21 protein-coding genes and 4 pseudogenes are annotated in these 20630 nt (G+C 46.5%); 2 read left to right on the top strand and 23 right to left on the bottom strand.

The genetic code is table 11. The features are described 5' to 3' along the window. Positions 1 to 89: 89 nt before the first annotated feature. The 4 genes from NI20_RS0112975 to NI20_RS0112950 all read right to left on the bottom strand — a co-directional run bounded on the left by NI20_RS0112975 (position 90) and on the right by NI20_RS0112950 (position 4958). Positions 90 to 428, bottom strand: coding sequence for a hypothetical protein (locus tag NI20_RS0112975; RefSeq protein WP_033121806.1), 339 nt, complete (start codon positions 426 to 428; stop codon positions 90 to 92). A 234-nt stretch (positions 429 to 662) separates the two neighbouring features. Further along, the gene (locus NI20_RS0112965) at positions 663 to 1925 is read right to left on the bottom strand and encodes a plasmid recombination protein (protein ID WP_033121805.1); all 1263 of its coding nucleotides are present in this window, start codon (positions 1923 to 1925) and stop codon (positions 663 to 665) included. Between the two features lie 352 nt (positions 1926 to 2277). After that, positions 2278 to 4587, bottom strand: a complete 2310-nt coding sequence (locus tag NI20_RS14360; protein ID WP_052084715.1) for a DUF3987 domain-containing protein — start codon at positions 4585 to 4587, stop codon at positions 2278 to 2280. A 137-nt stretch (positions 4588 to 4724) separates the two neighbouring features. After that, positions 4725 to 4958, bottom strand: a complete 234-nt coding sequence (locus tag NI20_RS0112950) for a hypothetical protein (protein ID WP_033121804.1) — start codon at positions 4956 to 4958, stop codon at positions 4725 to 4727. Between the two features lie 159 nt (positions 4959 to 5117). Here NI20_RS0112950 and NI20_RS0112945 point away from each other — a divergent pair, with 159 nt between their 5' ends. Beyond that, positions 5118 to 5744, top strand: coding sequence for a helix-turn-helix domain-containing protein (locus NI20_RS0112945; protein WP_052084714.1), 627 nt, complete (start codon positions 5118 to 5120; stop codon positions 5742 to 5744). A gap of 4 nt (positions 5745 to 5748) precedes the next feature. On the opposite strand, the pseudogene NI20_RS15770 reads toward NI20_RS0112945, so the two are convergent. The 19 genes and pseudogenes from NI20_RS15770 to NI20_RS0112860 all read right to left on the bottom strand — a co-directional run. Further along, positions 5749 to 5961: pseudogene (locus NI20_RS15770) on the bottom strand (DNA-binding protein); the annotation flags it as partial. Continuing rightward, entirely contained in the window at positions 5954 to 6376 is a 423-nt protein-coding gene (locus NI20_RS0112940) for a type II toxin-antitoxin system PemK/MazF family toxin (RefSeq protein WP_033121803.1), read from the bottom strand. The pseudogene NI20_RS15770 and the gene NI20_RS0112940, both read right to left, overlap by 8 nt. A gap of 776 nt (positions 6377 to 7152) precedes the next feature. Then, complete coding sequence (locus NI20_RS13905) at positions 7153 to 7545, bottom strand: hypothetical protein (RefSeq protein ID WP_369699420.1); 393 nt, start codon at positions 7543 to 7545, stop codon at positions 7153 to 7155. Positions 7546 to 7557: 12 nt separating this feature from the next. Continuing rightward, the gene (locus tag NI20_RS0112930; RefSeq protein WP_033121809.1) at positions 7558 to 8340 is read right to left on the bottom strand and encodes an ATP/GTP-binding protein; all 783 of its coding nucleotides are present in this window, start codon (positions 8338 to 8340) and stop codon (positions 7558 to 7560) included. A gap of 513 nt (positions 8341 to 8853) precedes the next feature. After that, positions 8854 to 9033, bottom strand: a complete 180-nt coding sequence (locus NI20_RS0112925; protein ID WP_033121802.1) for a helix-turn-helix domain-containing protein — start codon at positions 9031 to 9033, stop codon at positions 8854 to 8856. Next, entirely contained in the window at positions 9023 to 9469 is a 447-nt protein-coding gene (locus NI20_RS0112920; protein WP_033121801.1) for an RNA polymerase sigma factor, read from the bottom strand. Before NI20_RS0112920 ends, NI20_RS0112925 begins: the two co-directional genes overlap by 11 nt. 150 nt (positions 9470 to 9619) lie before the next feature. Next, the gene (locus NI20_RS0112915; RefSeq protein ID WP_033121800.1) at positions 9620 to 10990 is read right to left on the bottom strand and encodes an MATE family efflux transporter; all 1371 of its coding nucleotides are present in this window, start codon (positions 10988 to 10990) and stop codon (positions 9620 to 9622) included. Further along, on the bottom strand, positions 10983 to 11432 hold the full coding sequence (locus NI20_RS0112910; RefSeq protein ID WP_033121799.1) for a MarR family winged helix-turn-helix transcriptional regulator: 450 nt from the start codon (positions 11430 to 11432) through the stop codon (positions 10983 to 10985). The genes NI20_RS0112915 and NI20_RS0112910 overlap by 8 nt, the downstream gene beginning before the upstream one ends. 390 nt (positions 11433 to 11822) lie before the next feature. Beyond that, positions 11823 to 11951, bottom strand: a pseudogene (locus NI20_RS14790) (Maff2 family mobile element protein); the annotation flags it as partial. Between the two features lie 158 nt (positions 11952 to 12109). After that, a complete protein-coding gene (locus NI20_RS0112900) occupies positions 12110 to 13321 on the bottom strand; it encodes an ATP-binding protein (protein ID WP_033121797.1) in 1212 nt (403 codons plus the stop codon). A 148-nt stretch (positions 13322 to 13469) separates the two neighbouring features. Beyond that, positions 13470 to 13553, bottom strand: a pseudogene (locus tag NI20_RS14785) (Maff2 family mobile element protein); the annotation flags it as partial. Between the two features lie 91 nt (positions 13554 to 13644). After that, positions 13645 to 14879 (bottom strand): annotated as a pseudogene (locus NI20_RS13900) (recombinase family protein); the annotation flags it as partial. Positions 14880 to 14903: 24 nt separating this feature from the next. Next, entirely contained in the window at positions 14904 to 16520 is a 1617-nt protein-coding gene (locus NI20_RS0112890) for a recombinase family protein (protein WP_033121796.1), read from the bottom strand. A 103-nt stretch (positions 16521 to 16623) separates the two neighbouring features. Further along, complete coding sequence (locus NI20_RS0112885) at positions 16624 to 16812, bottom strand: hypothetical protein (protein WP_033121795.1); 189 nt, start codon at positions 16810 to 16812, stop codon at positions 16624 to 16626. A gap of 381 nt (positions 16813 to 17193) precedes the next feature. Then, on the bottom strand, positions 17194 to 17517 hold the full coding sequence (locus tag NI20_RS15470) for a cyclophilin-like fold protein (RefSeq protein WP_052084713.1): 324 nt from the start codon (positions 17515 to 17517) through the stop codon (positions 17194 to 17196). Between the two features lie 13 nt (positions 17518 to 17530). Further along, positions 17531 to 17773: an AAA family ATPase gene (locus tag NI20_RS0112875; RefSeq protein ID WP_033121794.1), complete on the bottom strand. Its 243-nt coding sequence runs from the start codon at positions 17771 to 17773 to the stop codon at positions 17531 to 17533. A gap of 19 nt (positions 17774 to 17792) precedes the next feature. Beyond that, positions 17793 to 18422 (bottom strand): ABC-2 transporter permease, encoded by a 630-nt coding sequence (locus NI20_RS0112870; protein ID WP_033121793.1) that lies wholly within the window; start codon positions 18420 to 18422, stop codon positions 17793 to 17795. Position 18423: 1 nt separating this feature from the next. Beyond that, on the bottom strand, positions 18424 to 19266 hold the full coding sequence (locus tag NI20_RS0112865; protein WP_033121792.1) for an ABC transporter ATP-binding protein: 843 nt from the start codon (positions 19264 to 19266) through the stop codon (positions 18424 to 18426). After that, positions 19266 to 19640, bottom strand: a complete 375-nt coding sequence (locus NI20_RS0112860) for a GntR family transcriptional regulator (protein ID WP_033121791.1) — start codon at positions 19638 to 19640, stop codon at positions 19266 to 19268. Before NI20_RS0112860 ends, NI20_RS0112865 begins: the two co-directional genes overlap by 1 nt. A 262-nt stretch (positions 19641 to 19902) precedes the next feature. On the opposite strand from NI20_RS0112860, the gene NI20_RS0112855 reads away from it, so the two are divergent. Continuing rightward, positions 19903 to 20094, top strand: a complete 192-nt coding sequence (locus NI20_RS0112855; protein ID WP_197055401.1) for a hypothetical protein — start codon at positions 19903 to 19905, stop codon at positions 20092 to 20094. Positions 20095 to 20630: the final 536 nt, after the last annotated feature.

The following is a 20630-nucleotide window of genomic DNA, read 5'->3' as shown; positions in this document are numbered from 1 at the left end:
ATCCGATATGGTATAGCTGACCAGATCGCTGCTGTGCAGATCGAGAATTGGGGACAGGTAGAGCTTTTCTCCGAACAGGCTGAACTCCGTCAAAGCACAGAAAATAGGGGCTTTTTATAGAACCCACTCACTCCAACCTTGTATTGTGCATATGAGTAATCACCAATTCCAAACATGGAATAATCGGGAGCATCCTTATAAATAGAACTTTTCCTTTTTGAAAAATACTCTTTATGCGATGTCAAATATGCCCATGTTTTAGGCGCGTCCCTCTCTATGTGAGCGGTATCCTCCCGAACTTTTTTCTGTGTGACAATTACATATTTTTTAAAATTGTCAACAACCGGAGCCTTGAACATACTGCTTTTTATAAGTGGAAACACATATTCTGATTCGATATCTACGGTCTCTTTTAAACCATTTACCAAATTATGTTTCCGCTTACTCCGGTCATCTCTTTTAACTGAGCATTGGTAATTTTCTTATCTATCATCATGTGGAATAGTCTGTCGTAACAAATGGCCATACCACACCTCCTGAGTCAAATTTGCATCTTTGTCACCAATTCATATATATATTATCACGAATCCGTGATTTTTTCAATTGTTTCAGCAAAACGAATTCCCCTCCTTCGCTTAATTCGAAGGGGAATATGGTTTGCTTTATCTTTCGTTAATCTTTGTAGATACTTTCTCCTTGTGCCGTAAAAAATACGACCACAAATTATTCCGAGAAATTACATCTTCATATTTCCGGATTTTACTACGAAGCTCACTATTTTCCTTTTCCAAGTCCGCTGTGCGAAGTTGACCACGAACAGACTTGTACTCTGCCAGCTCTGCGGTCAATGCAGCGACCTTTGCCTTCAACTCACTTATCATTTTCAACGCTGCATCCAAAGCTTTTTGCAGTTTGGATTCCTTGCGCTCCTGAACATAGAACTTCTTTGCCGCAGCTGCCAGGTTTTCATATTCAGAACGATCCAGCATAACTTTAGAGGAAAACGGAACTGCATGGGGTTCTATTTGCTCCACTTTCTGAACGGCAATCTGCTGTTTTTGAATATTCTCAATCTTCTTTTCCAGAGACGCTGCCTGCTGCTCTTTCTGCTGAGTTTGTGCTGTGAGTTGTTCCAATCGCTCCTGTTCCCGTTCCACCTTGAACTGTGTCACGGTCAAGTGTTCCTCGGAGCTGCCCCGTTCTCCACGCTCCACATCAGAATATCCGGCATTGCGCATGGCTTGGAAGAAATCATCCTGGAGGACACTATAAGACTTCCGCAGTACCGGCTTGCCATTCTTCTGGAGAATAGGTACACCCTGTTCATCCAATGCCGGTTTGGACAGCCATTTTTTGCTGCTGCTCACCTGCATAATGGTTTCCTTGATTGTTCCCACAAGAGACTTGTCTTTGCACCTCTTGGACCAGAGGATCTGCTTCTCCACAACTGGGACATAGACCACATGGAGATGATAGTGGAACACATCCTGCCCCAGTGCTTCGGACATAGCCCGGTTGCGCTCATCGGCGTGCATAACAGCGGGGAGAATATACTGTTCGCCGCCAATGATCTCTATGGCAGCCCTGTAAGCGTCCTCATAAAATCGCTTGGCAAACTCATATCCGCCATGGTTATAGAAGTAGGCGGAGTTTACATCAAAAATCAATTCCCCGTAAAGGTTGGCATCCGTTTTCAGGCCACGAGTGGAGATTACACCATCCTTTTCCATCTGTGCAAACATCTCTGCATATCCGGCGGTGGGCTTCTTAAAATGGATGTTCTGAGATGTACGTTCCGGTATAATATCTGGGTTGGTATAGGATTCTTTTTCTCGTTCGTTGTGCCGCTGGGCATTGCCTATTTTGGCAGCGGTCAGGTTTACGTTTCTTGCACTGGTACGGTCAATCCCGTCGTTTCTCGCCATAGAGCTCCTTTCACGTTTGTACGGCCTGCGGGCCGGGGCGCACTTCCTGCGGAAGTGTAATAACCCACTATGATACTTTCATCCTGCGGCTGCAAAGTATCGTGGGCTCTCCGAGGGTGATGCGGCTCCTGCGGGAGCCTCCCTGCCTTGCGTGTATGTTCCACACAGCAAGTCAGGTGTTGTCGGCATCCTTGCTCTTGTAAGCAATCCTGCCGCCCACGGTTCGGGAAAATCCACCGGATTCTCCCGAACCATCCATCTCCAAATCTGCGGATTTTTCGATGGGGACGGTGGTGCGATACCAGAGTGCAACTCTGTGCAGGAAATGCAATAAATGCAGAAAATTGCGGTTTCATGCGGCGGGGTTCACAATGATTTTCACATCGGCTGGTCTGCCCACCGACTGGCGTTCTGGTTCTTCCAACCGGATGTATCCATGTCCCTCCAACAGTTCCAGTGTCGGAAAAATCTCCTCCGTTTTCTTGAAGAACTTTCCCCGACACATCTGAAAAAGCTCAGAACGCTTGATCACCGATACGTTCTTCTTTTTCAGCTTTGCCAAGACAAATTTGGCTTTCTGGATGGTTAAGTCAGTGCCCATCATGGAATAGGCGTAGGTGGAATGAGCCAGAAAATATTTGCCGATCTGAATCGCCTTGCTCATCGTAGAAGCTGTCACTTCTGTTTTGTCATCTTCCATATCAGCACAGTGCAACAATCCCGCAATCCGGAGTACGGCACCGATATATTTGCTTGCCCAATCGGAAATTGCCTGTCCCTCGCCCACCAGAAACTTCTCATGTTCCTGAAAGTAATCGGCCATCAGGTCAAAGGCTTTTTCGGAAAGGTGTACCGTCTGGGCATCTCCAGCAATCGGCAGAGCCATCAGGCGAAAAATCAAGCTGCGATAAGCGGCGGTTATTTCGGGCGGAATCGGCTGGGTACGAAAGACCCGGCTGCCAATTCTGGATGGTGGGGACGCATACAGGAAGCGGGCAATTAAGCCCCGTCCGGTCATGGTGGTATTGGACATGATTTCATCCAGCACACTGGGCTGAATAGAGAGGATAGCCGACAGTGCCGGGTGCATGATGCACTCTGCTTCACGGGTCATTCGATCCACATAAATGGCATCTCCACAATGACCTTTCAGCCAGACATCAATGTTGGATTTGTTGGAATACCGTCCGGCCATGATGTCAAAGATACCGCCCTCGGTGGAGATCACGGAGAACACTCCGTTGTTGGCTGCCATTAAGCTGGTCAGAGCTTCACTGGAACAATCGTCCGCAAAAAAGCGAGCCGGCTTTAGTTCTGGAGTTTCTTCCAGCTGCTCCTGAAGCTGCCGTAACTCCAATTCCATTTCCTGACTTTCCTTGCGCTCCAGCTTCTTTTGCAGACCGGAGATCTGGCGCTCCAGAGATTCCCGCTGCAAATGGTTTTCCCGTATTTCCATGCTGTGCGCCTTGTTATATTCCTGCTCATACTCATAAAGGAATGTGGTCATATCCCGCATGACGCTGGACTTTCGCTCCCCTGGGGCAGCGATTACTACTGTGTACAGACTTAAGGGCTCGAAGTATCCCGGCGTTCCCTCTATCTTGTATTTCCCTTGTAAGCAGGTAGCCAGCACCCCCAGGCTGATTACCGCTGCCATGTCAGGGGCAGTCTGACTGTGTTCAGCTACCGCACTCACATAATTCCGAATCACATCCGGGAGAGCGTCTACCGGAAATGCAGGCAGGTCACTCCACTGTGGCGTCAGCGGAACAATAGGTTGAAAAACCGGTGGCGGTTCCGCTTTTGGAGTGTAAATCTCCCGGCAATGCTCGATTGCCTTCTGAATGGTGATTGCACCATACGTTGTGCCGGATTGCTGTCGATCCCATTTATCCCGCATCAATCCCGACTGCCGGAACATAGTGTCCATCTTGGCGGCATCCCGTCCTGTCCAAAAGGCAAGGTGACTGCACAGTGCCAGGTCAGCTTCCGACGGGGATGAATATCCCTCCAGGGAGCCATCCCACAGGGCTGTGAACGCTGTCCCGTTCTTACTGCTTTTTGCCAGTTGCAGAAGCTGCTCCATGCTTAAATCAGAGTTTTTTGCATTTATTGCATTTTCTGCGCCTATCTCTGGCCTGCGCATGAACTTGTTCAGTAACACATACAGCTCCTGGGTCCGGTCACCATACTCATAGTCCTCACAGCGGTTTCCGGTTACGGTGACATATTTGTTGGTTGCTCCTGCCACATACACCTCAATTCCAGTCCGATGGTTCATAATGTAGAATCGCTTGGTATCATACTGAAAGCCTTTTGCCGAAAAGAGGATGTGCAGACCGTTGCCGCTGGGACTGTACTCGGTATAGCTGTGCATTAAGGCCACAATTTCTGCGGCGATCTGGGTGTAATAGCCGCTGTCCGACACGCAGTTGTCCAGGTCAATCGCACAGATGCCGTTGAAAATGCCAATTCCTATGCCATCATATCCGCTGGCCTGCACTGCCGTTTTATAAGGTACAAAGCTGGAAGGATCGTTGCTTTTCGCTCCCAGGCCGGTTTCCGGCTGGTATGGCACCTTCGTTTTCCGCCCATTCCGTTCCTCGTACTTCCAGCAACAGAACAGACCATTTTGTATGATGCTGTCTGGTAAAGCTGTCAAATTCTGTTCCTCCTTAAATAATTGTTGAATTTGGCAGCTGTCGTGTTATAATATCCTTGCTGAGTGATAGTCACACGGCAGCTGCCGTTTGTACTGTCCGCCAAGAGTTCTCATCTGCCAGGATGAGGGCTCTTTTTTTATGCGGTTTCCGGCTGGAAGTATCCAATTTCCTCCCACACCTTTCTGTCAGGACAGTAGTAGTTGTACTCGTTGGAGTTCTCCAGCTTGATCGCATAGCCGAATTTCAGGATTCCCTGCTGCAACCCAATGCGCACATACTGGGCATCCTTGTGCATGGCGGCTGCAATCTCGGTGATGGGGACATTGCGTCCAGTGAAGGGCGGCAGTTCGACATAAACTTTCTTCTCCATGTGAATGACCTCCTTATTGCTGATATGCGAATTATTAGTTCGTATTTTGATTATAAGCCATCCAGAACAGCTTGTCAACACTAAATGCGAAAAAGTTATTCGTATTACGACCTTGTTATTCGCACAGCTTCGTGTTACAATACAGACGAGGTGATGACAATGCACAGCAACCCAGCTGAAATTGGCGAGAGAATCAAGGCAGCCCGCAAGGCGGCCCACTTGAGCCAAACAGAACTGGCACAGCGTCTGGACAAGACGATGCGCACAGTTCAAAAATACGAAAGCGGCGAAATTGAGCCATCCATAGCGATGATCAATGCCATCGCCAAAATCTTAAACATATCTCCGGCAGACCTGATTGGCTACCAAAAACCCGAAATCCAGCTGGACAGCCTGTCTGATGTGATTGCGGTTCTTTACCAATTAAACAAGAAGGCCGGTATCCGGTTCGAGATCGATGTCCAGCGCCCGCCCCACAGCGAAGAATGGTCCTGCTCCCTGAAATTCAAAGGAAATGACCACTCCGCCGAGATGAATGATTCCCTGTGCCTGATTTTGGAAGAGTTCCGGGATGAGCGTGAAAAGTTGGAAACCTATTGGACCGATCAAGAATCCTTTGACCGCTGGATTGAAAAGGAACTGGCCTACTACGCAGGTGCCAAGTTGCAGGATAGGGAAGTGGAAGTCCTTTCCGATTTGGAGCGTATTCAGCGGCGCAACGAACTGGATCGGCAGATGCTGGAGAAAATGAAAAAGGCCGCCGAGGAAAACGGCGACCAGGAGTAACAGAGGGTGTTGCATATGTCACAGCACGTTCCATCGGTTTTGCACGGTGCGTACATTTTGCAATGTACTCCTGAATCCCCACTTCTGTGAAATAAACGCAGCCGTTTTCCACATACTGAACATAGGAGATCAAACCGTCTGTTCTTGCAGCATCCAGTGTTTTTACGCTGATTCCCAGTATACTTGCTGCTTCCTTCCTTGTAATCAGTTTATCCATCGCCTTCTTCGCCATCCTTTCGGCATTTGCCTTGTCTTTTTTTCTCTACCTGTTCCGGAATGTAATAACCAAGCTGAATCCTTACAGCCTCATCAATCCCACGCATCTGCCCCTTACTTACCCGCCCAAGATAGCGAATCACGCATACCTTGTCACAGGTGTCGAGCTGTTCTGCCAATACCATAGACGGTTTTGCCAGTCCCTTTGCCTTACGGAGAAAGAAATGCGTTGGCTGCTTTCGCTTCTTCTCAATTTTCGATGTCAGCGGAGCAATCGTGATCGTCGGCGCATAATAATTGCCGACATCATTCTGAAGAACCACAACAGGACGAACACCGCCCTGCTTTGATCCGACCGGAACACCGAGATTGGCGAGATATAAATCACCTCGCCGATAAACCCAGTTTTCTTTCATTTGCTGTTGTCTCCAATCTCCATACACTGATATGGATAAAGCCTGCCAGGTATCATGCTGATACAGCACCCGGCAGTGCTTTCTGAAAATATGGTTTCTCTGTACTTTTTCTTATCACCCCAGAGATGTAGGATTTCTCACAGGCGGCAGTGTGCTTCACTGCTCCATTGGAATTTAACCATCCCGCCTTCCTTATGGCCGGACCGCGAATTACGGAAGTATCATTGTCCCTGTCTGGCTTTAACACCGCCGCCGGTTGCAATCCGGCATTTGCTTCTGCGAAACCGCTATCGCCCCGATGGGCTTCATGGCGTGCAGTCGAAGGCTCGACCAAACAGGAATGTACCTGAAGAATGAGTATTCAGTTTTCAAGGGACATCCGGACTTTCGTCCTTACAAAATAAGTTTAACAAGAATCCTCCTATTTCGCGTTGGCCTCGTAGGCGCACTTTGGTTGTCCTTGCAGGACTACATACGGTTCGTTTTGATTTTTTCAGTGCTCTGTGCAGCCTGATTGGGGCAAAAAAATACCCCGTTGGTTTCCCAACGAGGCATCAAAAATGATTCTATTCTGTTTTCTGTAAACTGGTACCCGTTTATCTCCTGGTGACCGTTTGAGTCACGGCCAATGTATTAAAGAGCATTCCAAGCTCATCTCAGCAAATCAGACAAGCTGTATTCTCCTTTGGGGATATTTGCTGTTCTGCGATACTCTTTTATGGCTTTCACCAAGAACCGAGGGTTACTGAAATACTGCTTCACAAAATCATACGACTTCACATCATGCATCCGAAGATTTGTTTTACAAAATTCGCTTGGTTTTTTCCAGAACGCTTAAACTGATCATATGCTCCTTCCGCATGAATAATCAGCATTTCAATTTCTGGAGCAGTAATGACATTTACCACGTCAATTTTCTGCTCATATGCTTTACTCAATCGAAATTCCTCTCTGCGAGAATCCAAAATCCGTATCACAGAAATCTGCTCATCGAATCCTTTCCGTAAGTATCGCTCCTCGAATCGTTTAGCACTTCTGCAACGGATAACACGTTCTTCCAACATTTCTTCTCTTTTGAAAATCAGAAGATCATTATCAACCAGTATGTCGATAATAGCTTCCTCGGCAGATCCTTCACATATACACGCCTTGTATTTTGCTAATTCCATTCTGCTGCCTCCTTAATTGATTGAAGCAGCCAGGCTTTTCTTCAGGCGCATATACGCTTCATATGCTGGCGTTGTTCCCTCCAGGAAACCGCTCTGGTAGGCATCACTCTTTTTAATATCATTACGTTTCAATATATAGCTCAAATTTTCTGCTGTAATGCCATTACGGTTTCTTACAATACAAATTCCGTCATTTCGGTCATATTCATCCAGCAGTTCCGGATAATGCGTAGTGAAAATAAGCGTTCCGCCATTTTTGTTCAGGCGGCTATCCATAAAAAAGCGCACTAAGGTCGTTACAATTTCCTTGTTGAAATGATTCTCTATTTCATCTACCAGAAGATAACCACCTGAATGAAGAACTTCCTTTACCATCGAGAATGTAATAATGCCCTTAATCGTACCAGAGGACAGATACTGCTCAAGATCTGCCGCATTATTCAGGATAATCTCTTCTTCATCCTTAAACTTTAAGTGGATAAATGTTTTTCCCTCTGTCTGCTCAAAGCACAATTTCTCAATGGTCGGATCGAGAAATGCAATTGCCTCCAATGGAATATCTTCGGTAAATGGAAGCACACTCACATTCGTATAAGACAGCAGGCTGAATATTTCCACTGTATCATTCGCTTTTTTATTATGTGCAATGACAAAGCTGACATCATCAGAAAGGTATGCTTCATCGCTATTGCGCTGCTCTACAGGCTTCATTCCTGTAAAATCTGTCAGATACTTTTTCGACTTAACGGTTGCAATTGGTTTTTCCCAAAGGCTTTCAGACAGAATCGAATACATAAGCGGCAAAAGCCGCATAAGCAGGGTTTGGGGAAGGCACTCCCCAACAAGATTCCCGCAAGGACAAAATGAGCGAACAGCGAAATTTGGTACTGCGGTAGAATCTTGCTCTTAGTAACCTCAAATCCTGTCCTGCCTTTGTTACTAATACGATTGAAAATCCCGAACAGGCAAAGTGCGGCGGCATTTTTTGTAAATTTCCCGTCATTTCCTACAAAACCACAAAAGGAAATTTTGCCAAACCTGCGGTGGTAGGAATTGAAATTTTCCCGTTCACTTCCTACAAAACCGGCTAGGCAAAAAAGACGGACAATAGCAGGATTTTTTTCTTTGTTACCCTCCACGGCTAAAATGGGATTTTGCCAAATCCGGTGGCAAATTTTCTTTTGTTTTTAATACAGGTGATTTCTAAAAACGCCAAAATGGGAACGAAAAAAGCAGCAAATCCATTGAATAGATTTACTGCTTTCGGTTGCCGACAAAGCGGTGGTTATTCAGTTGTAGACTGTGGGGCTATCCCTCAAAACGAAACTTGAAAAGTGCGGTAAGCAGCGTTTGGGTTATATAGTCCTCTGTATCTTGGTCTATCTGTCCGTTTACAAGGGCGGTATATCGTATGGTGTTGACCGCTTCCGGCTCCCCGCTGGCGGCTTGTACGATTGTTTCATAGGGGAGAAGTCTGCTATTCCTCATACGCCATTCCCTTCATTTCCGCTTGTAGCTGCCGCAGGGCTTTTCGGATATGATAGCCCGCTGTGCTGCGGCTGCGCCCGTACCGTCTGCCGATTTCATGCTGCGGCACTTTCTGGAAAAAGGACAGGTAAACCATTTCCCGTTTCTTTGTGTCCAGCCGTGACAGAGCTTCCACAAGTAAGGCGTTACTGAAAATGACGGTATCGCCGCAAAGGGTAAGCGTGTATTCCTCGTCCGGCTCCGGGGCTTGGAAATACTTATCTGCTGTGCTTAAAGGGTAGTGATTTTCTTCTGTGAGGTATTCAAGGGATATTTCTCTTTTGTACTTTCTGCTCCTTGCCCTTGCTGCGGTAATCGTTGCGTTGCGGATAACGACTTTGCAAAAGGCGTGAAAGGTATACTCGATATGTTCCCGGTAATCTTTTGTGCAGGTCATGGAAATTCCCACTTTCCTCCTAAAAGGGTAGTGCATGATTGATAGTTGCTTTTATAATGTAAGGGGCGGCAGCACTTTTTGCTGTCGCCCCTTAGCTGCCTAAAAGCAAAGACAGGCGGGGCTGTCAATAGCGGACGTAGCCCGTTCATTTTACTGTGGACTAATATGTGTTGCATTTTTTTGCTTTCTTAATTCTGTTCCCACTAACACAATAGATAGCACAAACGCTGAAAAATCAGCAACAGGCCCCGCTAGCAATACTCCCATAATTCCGAAACGAAGCGGGAGCAGCAGGGTAAGCGGAATCAAGAAAAAGGTCTGCCTTGTTAATGCCAACAGAGCACCTTTTAACGCTTTTCCTATTGCGGTAAAAAAGCTGGAAGAAAGCAACTGCACACCATTTACCAACACCATGAAAAGATAGGTACGCATGAACAAAACAGCAAATTCAAAATACAGCTCGTCCCCGTCTCCGAATAGTGAAATGATAGATTGCGGGAAAAATTGAAATGCGATAAAAGCAATAGTGGAAACAACAAGATTCCACTTTATTGCAAGCATGTAAGCCTCCCGTACCCGATGATATTGCCTTGCTCCATAGTTGAAACCGATAATCGGCTGCATCCCTTGCGAGATTCCTACAACAATCGCAAGGATTATGGCATTTGTTTTCATAACAATTCCGCAAGCTGCCAAGGGAATATCCGTTCCATATTTTGTTAATGCGCCGTAATAAGTCAACGAATTGTACTGAATGATTTGAATCACGGTAACTGCAATCTGATTTGAGCTGCTGCTTATCCCCATGCTGCAAATTTTCAGGCTTTCTTTAATGTCAAATAAAAACGACTCTTTTTCAAAATGGATTGTTTGGAAACGCCATAGATAACGGAGTGCGAGTATGAAAGAAAAAATTTGCCCAATAACCGTTGCCCAAGCTGCGCCGGCAATTCCCCAATCGCAAACAAAAATAAAAATGGGGTCAAGAATGGTATTGATAATAGCTCCCACAACCATGCAGACCATTGAATACTTTGGTTTTCCATCTGCTCGAATCAAATTGCTCATACCATTCGTTACAATGAGAAACGGCATTCCAATCAATGTTATGCTGGCATACTGCTTTGCATATGGAAATACATCTGTCGTTGCCCCAAATGCCTTTAGGAGCAAAGACAGAAAAGTTTCTCCAACCAGCAAATAAATAATTCCGAAAATTCCCATCAGAACAATACCATTTCCCGCTGCTTTGGCGGCAGCTTTCGGCTCTTTGCATCCAAGACAGAGGGAAACACGGGAAGCACTGCCAATTCCGACCAGTAGTGCAATGGCAAGGCAGATGGTAGAAAACGGGTAGGCAACATTGGTTGCTGCATTTCCCAAATAACCGACCCCTTGACCAATAAAAATCTGATCCACAATATTGTAGATTGAGCCGACAAGAGACGCCACAATACTGGGAACAGCAAAATTTTTCAACAGCTTTGGAATTTTTTCATAGCCCAGAGGATTTTCAGTCATTGAACTCCTCCCCCTTTCTCTCTATATGGAGTTCCGATGTGATATTTCTGCCCGCCTGTATTAAGAAATCCATAAAAAGGTTCTGCTCGGATTCGCTCATACCCTGCAATAAAAGAGCTTCTGTCTTTTCGCATATCATCTGTATCTCGTCAATAATAGACAATGCTCTTTCTGTAGGATACAATTTACATGTCCGCTTATCCTTATCATTGGGAGAACGTGTAATCATTCCCTGCTTTTCCAATGTCGCAACCGTCCGTACAATATTGCTTGGATGAACATAGAACATATTCAACAAAGAATCTTGTAGAATACCGGGCGAATGACAGATTTTGATTAAGAACATATATTGACTGTTGTTGATTCCATAGGGGGCAAGTTGCTTGTCCAAATAGATTTTGTAAAATCGGTCTGTTACGGAAAGCCATTTTAATAGTTGCATAGATATATACCTCCAATCAGAACGTATCATACATCAATATGCGTGCGCACGCAAGTATTTTTTCTGCCAACAAATATTTCCAAATTAAGGTATTGAATCCTTATCGTGTTTTTGTAGATAGGTATGAGAGGGATTCCGTAGTAGTCGGCATTGTGGGAATGTGTATAACTGGCTGTCTTATGGAGTTGTGGGTAACTCTGTTTGCAGAATGTGGGAAAGCTGCACTTTAGCTTTTCCATGTTCTGTGAATAGAGTTATCCATGATTCCATAGCCTGTTATGCACATTTCCACAATGCTTGTCTTTTGGTCTTTGTTTTCTTTGGTTCGGAATAGTGTGGTGCTGGCGGTCTATCTCTTGTTTTCGGTTGCTTGCTTCTTTACCGTACATGAGCATTAGCACCAGGGTTGTCGTTGCCGTAGCCTTCCAGCAGGTTGATGGCTCCCCAGATACCGAGACCTGCACCCAGTGCGATGACGAGGGTCTGAAGAACGGTTACTGCGCTGTTGAAAAATGCCATAAATGTGTACCTCCTTGTACGCTGCGCCCTTATGGGCTGATGAATAGTAAATGTCCCTCTGCATGTGCACCTGCAAAAGGACAAAAAAATAGCCAGGTCTCCAATTTCAATCAGAAACCTGGCTATGTAAAAAGGGCGGCTCACCGCCGCCCTCATCGTTAATATTCAGTGCTCAATAGAAAATCTGCAATGTGCATACTCTTAATGCCTTGGTAATTGCCTCCGGCAAATTCATCGGTTCTCAAAACATACTTCGGATAGTTATCCCGGATTTCCAGCAGTCGTTCATACTCACGCTTTTCTGTCTTCTCGGATTTGATCTCCTGCGTGACCTGCACATACAACCGGTCATTTTGCTTTTGCGCCACAAAATCGACCTCACCGTCCGGTGTCTTCCCAATCGTCACGGTATAGCCTCGTCTGCAAAGCTCCAGATACACCACATTTTCCAGACTGGAAGCGACGCTGTCCGGTGTATAGCCCAGCACACTGTAACGCAAAGCAGTATCGGCAAGATAAAACTTCTCCTGTGTTTTCAGAATCTCCTTTCCACGCAGGTCATAGCGAGAGCAACGATGAAGGAGATATGCTTTCTCCAGTTTTTCCAGATAGCTGTACACCGTTTCATTGTCGATAGAACGATGCTCTGATTTCAGATAATCCGAAATTGACTTTGCCGAGAATGAATTTCCCACATTCGCAAATGTGTACCGAACCACCCGCTCCAGCTGGTCGATCTTACGAATCTGGTTTCTCTTTACGATATCTGAGAAAATCGTGGAATTATAGATATCCTGAACAATCGTATAAACCTCATCCTGTGAATACTCTCGCAGGTGTGTTGCAGGGAAGCCACCCAAGCGGATATAGTCTGCCAGTTCAGCATGGATATCCTTTACCTGTGTATACTGCTTCTTGAATTCCAGATATTCCTGAAACGAAAGCGTATAGATACGGAAGGAAACATATCGTCCCGTCAGGTAAGTCGCTATTTCCGAAGACATCATTCTGGAATTGGAACCTGTCACATAAATGTCAACATCATAATCCGTTGCCAGGGAGTTTACTACTTTCTCCCAGCCCTCAATTTCCTGAACCTCATCCAGAAAGAGATACGTTCTCCCAGTTGGGTTGAGCTTTTCTTTGACAGCTTTGAACATATCCTTTGCTGACATATCCTCATAATCCATGGAATCGAAACGCATACTGACAATCCGCTCAGACGGAATGCCATGCTCCTTTTGCAGCTTCTCCATGATCATTTTAAGAACTGTGGATTTTCCGCAGCGGCGAACACCCGTCAACACTTTTACAAAAGGTGTATCGGTGTATGCCATAATTTTATCGACGTAAAGCGGTCTGTTTATCATAGGAACCACCTCCATGGTTCCATGATACCGCAAGCGCATAAAAAAATCAATAGGTTTTGCGATTATAAACCGCAGCTCCTATTGATTTCCACTGACTTTTTCGAATTGTGTTGGATTCCGTTTCCTTTCAGTTTCAGAATACCGTAGTTTAACCAAAAAGTCCAGAAAGCAGCGGCACCAGAGTCGTGCCGATCAGTGCAACGCCGCCGCCAGCCATCAGCTGTTTCATCCCCAATTAGGTGTAAAAACTCTGCTCGATGGCGGGCGGCGGCGTACAAAAAATCTATATGGTGTTGTTAAGAGAACCGTCCCGGCGGGACAGGTCAGGCAGTGACCTGTTCCACCTCCGGGATGGGTTTGAGATTAAAATGAATTTCGATAGAAATGTGTCTTGTTTTATCTTCGTCAATGCGCTCATGCACAACGATTTCTTTGATTAAGCGGTTGAGGGTGGCTGCGTCCAGCTCTGTGATGTTGGCGTATTCCTGAATGGCTTCCACCCATTGTTTTGCATCATTGGCAAGCTGGACTTCATCGGACAGCCGCTTTCTGCCCTCGGACACTTTTGTTTTAAGCTCCGTCTGCTCGGTCTGTGTCTTTTCCAGCATGGTGTTGAAATTCTGCTCACTGATACGCCCTGCAATCATATCCTCATAAAGCCGCATGACCATTTTGTCCAGAACCTCAATCCGTTCCTCGTCCCTTGTAAGGGAGCGTTCCATTGCTTCCCGCTGTTCCCGCTGCTCGGCTTCACAGGTATTGGTCAGGCGGTCGGCAACCGCTTCCCCGTCCATCAGGGCAGCTCTGGCACATTCCCGGATTTTCCGCAGCACATGGCTGTAAAGGGTGTCATAATCAATCCGGTGCTGGGTGCAGTGGTTCTTTCCAAAGGCATTGTAGGTCTTGCAGGAGTAAATCCGCTGGGGATGTTTAGCGTTTGTGTAGCGTACCGTCAGCGACTTCCCACACTCGCCGCATTTTAACAGTCCGGCAAACAGGCTGATTTCATTGGTCTGCCCCGGACGCTGGCGGGATTTCAGCTTGTTCTGCACAATGTCAAAGCTCATGCTGTCAATCAGCGGTTCATGCTGTCCCTCCACCACAATCCAGTCCTCCGGCTTCTTTTCCCCAATCGTGCCGATTTTGAAGCGGTAGTCCTTTTTCTGGGAAGCAATCGCCCCGGTGTAGACGGGATTCATCAAAAGGTCTTTGATAACGGAGAAGTCCCACATATACCGCCCGTTTTCTGGGTCTTTCTTTTCCCATTTGGTGCGGGTATTGCGAAGCCCCCGTTCCCGGTTCCACCATGTAGGGCAGGGGATTTTTCTTTCTCCAGCCGTCTGCGGATATAGTTCGGACCATGACCGTTCAGGGCATATCCGAAAATCAGCCGCACAATCGGGGCGGTTTCCTCGTCAATGAGCAGATGGTTTTTGTCCTCCGGGTCTTTCCGATACCCAAACGGGGCAAGACACCCGGTAAACTGTCCTTTCTGCGCTTTCAGAAGATAAGAGGAATGGACTTTCTTGGAAATATCCTTGCTGTACATCTCGTTAGTCAACCTCGAATAAAGAATGACGGCTTATGCTTCAATATATCCGACAAAATTGTAGTAGATGTGAATATCGCGTTCCTCGTGATCGTCCACGGTATAGCGTTCGCTGATCTCAATTTTCTGAATCAGGCGCACCAGCGTGGGACGGTCTAATTCCTCAAGCTGGGCGTAATCCTGCATCATGTCCAGCCATGCGTCCACAGAGGATTCTGTTTCGAGGCGGGCGGCAAGCTGTTCTGTCAGTTCCTTGCGGCGCTCCTGCTTTTCCCGGCGCTCGGCCTCATACCGATTGAGGAGATTAACGCACACGCTTTCCGGGATGCGCCCCAAAACCTTATCTTCATAAGCGGACTGAATCAGCTTATCCAGCTCCGGAAGCCGTTTGCCGATGGCGTTCAGCTCTGCTTGCAATGTTCTGGTGCGCTCCACGCTGGCGTTCTGTTCCCTCGCTAAAAGCTGCGTCCTCAGCGTCTCACGGCTGTTCTGCGCCCACATTGCCTTGCAACGAATGTCTGTCATGACGATCTGCGTCAGCACCTTCTGGTTGATGTAATGGGACGAACAGGCATTTTTGCCGCCCGATGCGTAGCGGTTGCAGACATACGCCTTGTATTCCGGCTCTTTCTCGGAAACCTTTTTGCGATAGTCCCGCATATACCGCATGGACGATCCACAGTCCATACACCGAAGTAGACCGCCAAAGAGGGCAACCGTGCCGCTCTTGCCGCTGCGCCCTCTTGCCGGGTGGTTGTCCATCCGCTGCACGGCGTCCCACGTCTCTTGTGGGATCAGCGGCTCATGGGTGTTTTCCACCTTGATCCATTCGGATTCCGGTTTGCTGACCTGTTTGTGGTTTTTGTAGGACACCGTGCCGGTCTTGTTCTGTACCATGTGACCGATATAAACCTCATTGCGGAGAATGGTTTTGACCGTCACATCGTTCCAGAACGGTGTCTCGCCACGCAGATTTTCCCGCCCCTCCGCCATGTAATAGAAGCTCCTTGGCGCAGGGACTTTTTCCGCGTTGAGCTGCAAGGCGATCTTGCGGAAGCCGTACCCCTGCAAGCGCAGATCGAAGATGTGCCGCACCACGGGAGCCGTCACCGGATCGATCTCAAGAACGTGCTTGTCCGCCTCGCTTTTCTTATAGCCGAGGGGCGCATAGCAGCCGACATACTTGCCGCTCTTGAACGTGGACAGCTTCACCGCCTTGATCTTGCTGCTGGTGTCCCGCGCGTAGAGGTCATTCATCACATTTTTCAGAATGACCAGCATCTCATTGTTCTTGCGGAGCGTGTCAACGCCGTCGTTCAAAGCGATGAATCGACAGCCGAGGGACGGAAACACAAAGTCTGTGTACTTGCCCGCTTCGATGTAATCTCTACCGAGGCGCGATAGGTCTTTGCAGAGGACAAGATTGATCTTGTGATCCGTGGCGTCCTGCACCAGTCGGTTCAGTCCCGGACGGTCGAAGGTCGTACCCGAAACGCCGTCATCACAGTAATAATCGTACAGCGTCCAACCCTGTTCCCGCACATAGCGGGAGAGCATTTCCTTTTGATTTTCTATGGACACGGATTCCCCGGCACGCTCATCGTCCCGGCTCAGCCGTGCGTAAATACCAACGATATAATTTTCCTGCATTTTCTTATTTAACCTCCCGAAATGCAGTGCGTGATACAATCAGAAATCTGCAATGATTATACCACAGCACGGCTATAGATTCCACTGGGCAATGTGCCGGGATTCAGTTCTCCCGATTGACTTTTTCGAGGGAGAGGGCATCCAGCACGTCCCCCATCTGCTGCTCTGCGACAAAGAAGCTGCGTACACGATACACAGTCCCGTCCTCCATCACCAGCTCCAACTGATCGGGCAGACGCAATTTTTTCTTTGCTTCGGGACGGTTCTCTTTGCAGAAATTGTCTGTTTTCATCTTCGTATGTCCTCCGTAATTTCGGGATGGCTGGTAGCACAGCCGAGCAAATCTGTCAAGGAATTGGCTTTGCCTCGCTGCGCGTCCTTGACAGGCTCGTTCGCCTGTGCAAGCCGGTAATCAAGGCGGCGATGCCGCCATTTGCCAATGAAAATCAACTGCATTCCAAGGCTTTTTTCAATCTCTCATTCCAATTATAACAAGAACAAACGTTCGAGTCAATGCGATTGTTGGAGGAAGAGCAAGCACAGCAAGTGTAGATACACTTGCGAAAAACGGCGTGGGTTGACCGGGATTTACTTGCAGAGTAGCAAGCAAATCCTGTGTGGCCCCACACCGGAAAAACAGAGCGCTCCGGCTGACTGCCGAAACGCTCTGTTTTCATTTTTGGGAAAGTCCCAAGCCCTTATGATCGATTGTTATTTTAGCCGTTTTTATTTCAATAACTGCTACGTCTTTGTCCAGCAATGCGGTCAGTTCATCAGTAGAAAGTCCTTCAATGTGGCTCAGACGCGTATAGCTCCACGAATTGGAGCCGAAGAATATGACAAGCTGATTGCCGGAATATAAAACGATATCTCCCGGCTGCGTCGTTGTCTGGACATCGTTTCTTGAAAAACTCTGCGACAGACTGCCGACCTGCTCAAAGCCGGCATAGCGCGAAGCAAAAACTTCAATCGCACCATTTTGCGCCGCTGTAAGCACCTCGCTGACGGTCTCATTGTCTTCCCATAGAACGGTTAGTCATAGGCTCGTTTGCTTCCGTTTCGGTAAAGGGCAGAGGTTCGCCCTTTGAGAGCAGGGCGGCAATGGAAAGCATTAGCTTGCTTTTTCCATCGCTGGGATTGCCCTGCAACAGCGTAACTTTGCCGAACGGAATATACGGATAGCACAGCCATTGCACTTCTTTCTGCTCAATTTCACTTGCCTTGAAAACTTCAAGAGGTACACTGACAGTCATTTCATTTAGCTAAGGTTTATTATTGTATCTCACGCTTTTTATAAAAAGTGATAGCCATACGCCAAGAAAGTGCATATGTTCCGACTCCAACGACAGCAAGTATTGCCAACACCAAGTTGGGTTTGATTTCTATCCCAAGCTGACTCCTGAAGAAACTGGTTGCCAAAACACTTGCACCGCATACAAAACCGATCATCACATAGTAAGCAGTCCTTCCTTTTTCCACACCCAGTTTGAATATGAACGGGAGCGGTATGGAGGACGCAAGCATTGATACGACCAGCATCAACAGCATAAGGACAGCAAGCTTTCCAAGAACAAAATCACCGGCAATCATCATTTTTGTTGCTTGTGCAATTCCCGTAACGAGCAACATAGTTAGTTGAACAAGTACCCCGATTAAGTATTTTTCAGAAACGATTTGTTCTTTTGCATAGGGCATTGTCCCGCTGTACTGCATCCACCCACTACGTTCATCATATCCAAGCAGGGTAACAGGGATCATACCACACAACATACAGGGATAGAATGTAAAAAACAAATTCTCACCATTTGCAAGGGATATCCCAATAATAACAGCGGTAATGAGAATGTATGATCTGCAATACTTCTGTATCATATACCAATCTTTCAATAGAAGTCCCTTCATGTTATTTCGCCTCCTTAACCATAAATACAAACAGTTCTTCGATACTGATTGGGCTGATATGAATATCGGAAGGAACAGCATTTCTCAACACCATTGCTTCCACGCCGTAAGCATTTTCTTTTTTATACTTAACGGAGTTGAATGGAATCGCCTGAAATTCATCAATGGAACAATGAACAAGACCATATTCCTCCCGCAATAAATCTTTTTCTTCACACAGCAAAAGCTTCCCTTTATGCAAAAATGCGATATAATCGCAAAGCTTTTCCAAATCATTGACAATGTGAGAAGAAATGAGAACAGAGTGGCTTTCATCTCTTGTGAACTCGCTAAACATCTCAACAACTTCATCACGAACCACTGGGTCAAGCCCTGATGTCGCTTCATCCAGAATCAGTAGCTTACTGTTATGGGACATGGCAACGGCAATTCCCAGCTTCATCTTCATTCCACGAGAAAATTCTTTGAACTGCTTTTTGTCCGGCAGTGCAAGTTTCTGTACCAGTCGAGAATATTCGGCATCGTTCCAGTTTTGAAAGGTATGCTTCATTACCTTTCCGACCTGATTAACGGTCAAACATTCAGGGATACCCACCTCGTCCAGCACAACGCCGATATCCTCTTTTGTAAGTTTAATATTGTCCCCGTTGTCCCTTCCGAGAATGGTAATACTACCACTGTCTTTGTGAATCATATCAAGAATGAGCTTTATGGTGGTGCTTTTACCGGCACCATTCTCGCCAACAAGCCCCATAATACAGCCACTTGGCAGTGTCAGATTTAAGTTGTCGAGCGTAAAGTCGGGGTATGACTTCGTAAGATTCTTAATCTCAAGTGCGTTCATTATTGTTCCTCCAGGCTGAAATTGACCATTTCTATAATTTCCTGTTTGCTTAGATTGCAGGAAACAGCGAGTTTGACAATCTCATCAATATACTCTTCAATCTTTTTCAGATTTTCTTCTCGCAGCAGTTCTATGTTTTTAGGAGCTACATAGCACCCCTTAGCAGGCAAAGTGTAAATAAAGCCTTCCCTTTCCAGTTCTTCATATGCACGCTTTGTCGTAATAAAGCTTATACGAAGATCCTTCGCAAGACCTCGTATCGACGGCAGCAATTCGTCCTGCTTTAGTGCGCCGCTGATAATTTGACTTTTAATCTGAGAATATATCTGATCGTAAATCGGTGTTCCACTTTTATTATCAATCAAAATATTCACGCCATCACCTCTGTTAATTCTGTGTATAGCTATTATATACAGTCGAGACTGGGCTGTCAATAGAGTTCATAAAAAAGTTGCAACCGATATGATGAGATAATTTTTCTATCACATCGACTATACTCACGACTTAATGACTTCTTGAATACTTGCCAAAAAAGAAAAACTGCCATCACTTTGACAGCAATTCTTCTTCGGTTGGTATCCGTTAGGAATGGATTGGTGTGTAGAAGGATCGGCCACCTACCCGCAGCGAAAAGCCATGTTTGAGGAACGGAAAGCCCACATGGAAGCGGAGATCGCGCACATGAACCGGGCGCTGAATATGCTGAAATTCAAGTGCTGGTATTATGAGCAGGCAATCAAGGACGGCAGTGAGGACAGACTAAAGGAACTGATTCCCGACCACTTGCCGGAGGAAATCCGAAAAGCATATGAAAATGCGCATTGCTAAAATAGATAGATAATTTACAGAGCCAGTAATTCTTTCTTTTGTAATTACTTAATTGGCGCGTGGATTTTCCCGATAACGGATAACCCAACAACGGCAAACGATGCCTTGCAGAGTGGTTGCTAAACGGCGGCAGAAAAAAGGTAAAAATCGGCCTTTGTTTGCGTTCTGCGCCGTTTTGCCGACTGAACAGGAAAACACACAGCCAGCACTTCAAACGCCGTTTAAAAACGGGAAAACCGTCATATTTCAACTCTTATCACAACAGTCATTTCACCTATCTGTCTATCTCCGGCCTTACAAAAGAAAACCGAAAGCAACTCTGACCGCCTATAAAAAGAGCCACACTCTGATGTGCTGGATTGCCCAGTCATCGGAATGTGGCTTTTTCGATTTCTAATTGTCTGCACCGCTGTTTTTCTTGTCATGCTTTATGCAAGGCTGTCATTCATAATGTTGCGGAAAGGGGTAAAATCATCGTCCCCTCTGGCACTGTCCACGCCGTCATTGATGGCGATAAGGCGAACGCCACGCTGACG

The organism is Oscillibacter sp. ER4 (genome assembly GCF_000765235.1).
GTDB classification, from domain to species: Bacteria; Bacillota; Clostridia; order Oscillospirales; family Oscillospiraceae; genus Hominicoprocola; species Hominicoprocola fusiformis.
Note: the sequence above shows the minus strand (reverse complement) of the source record. Positions and strands in the feature narration are given on the sequence as shown.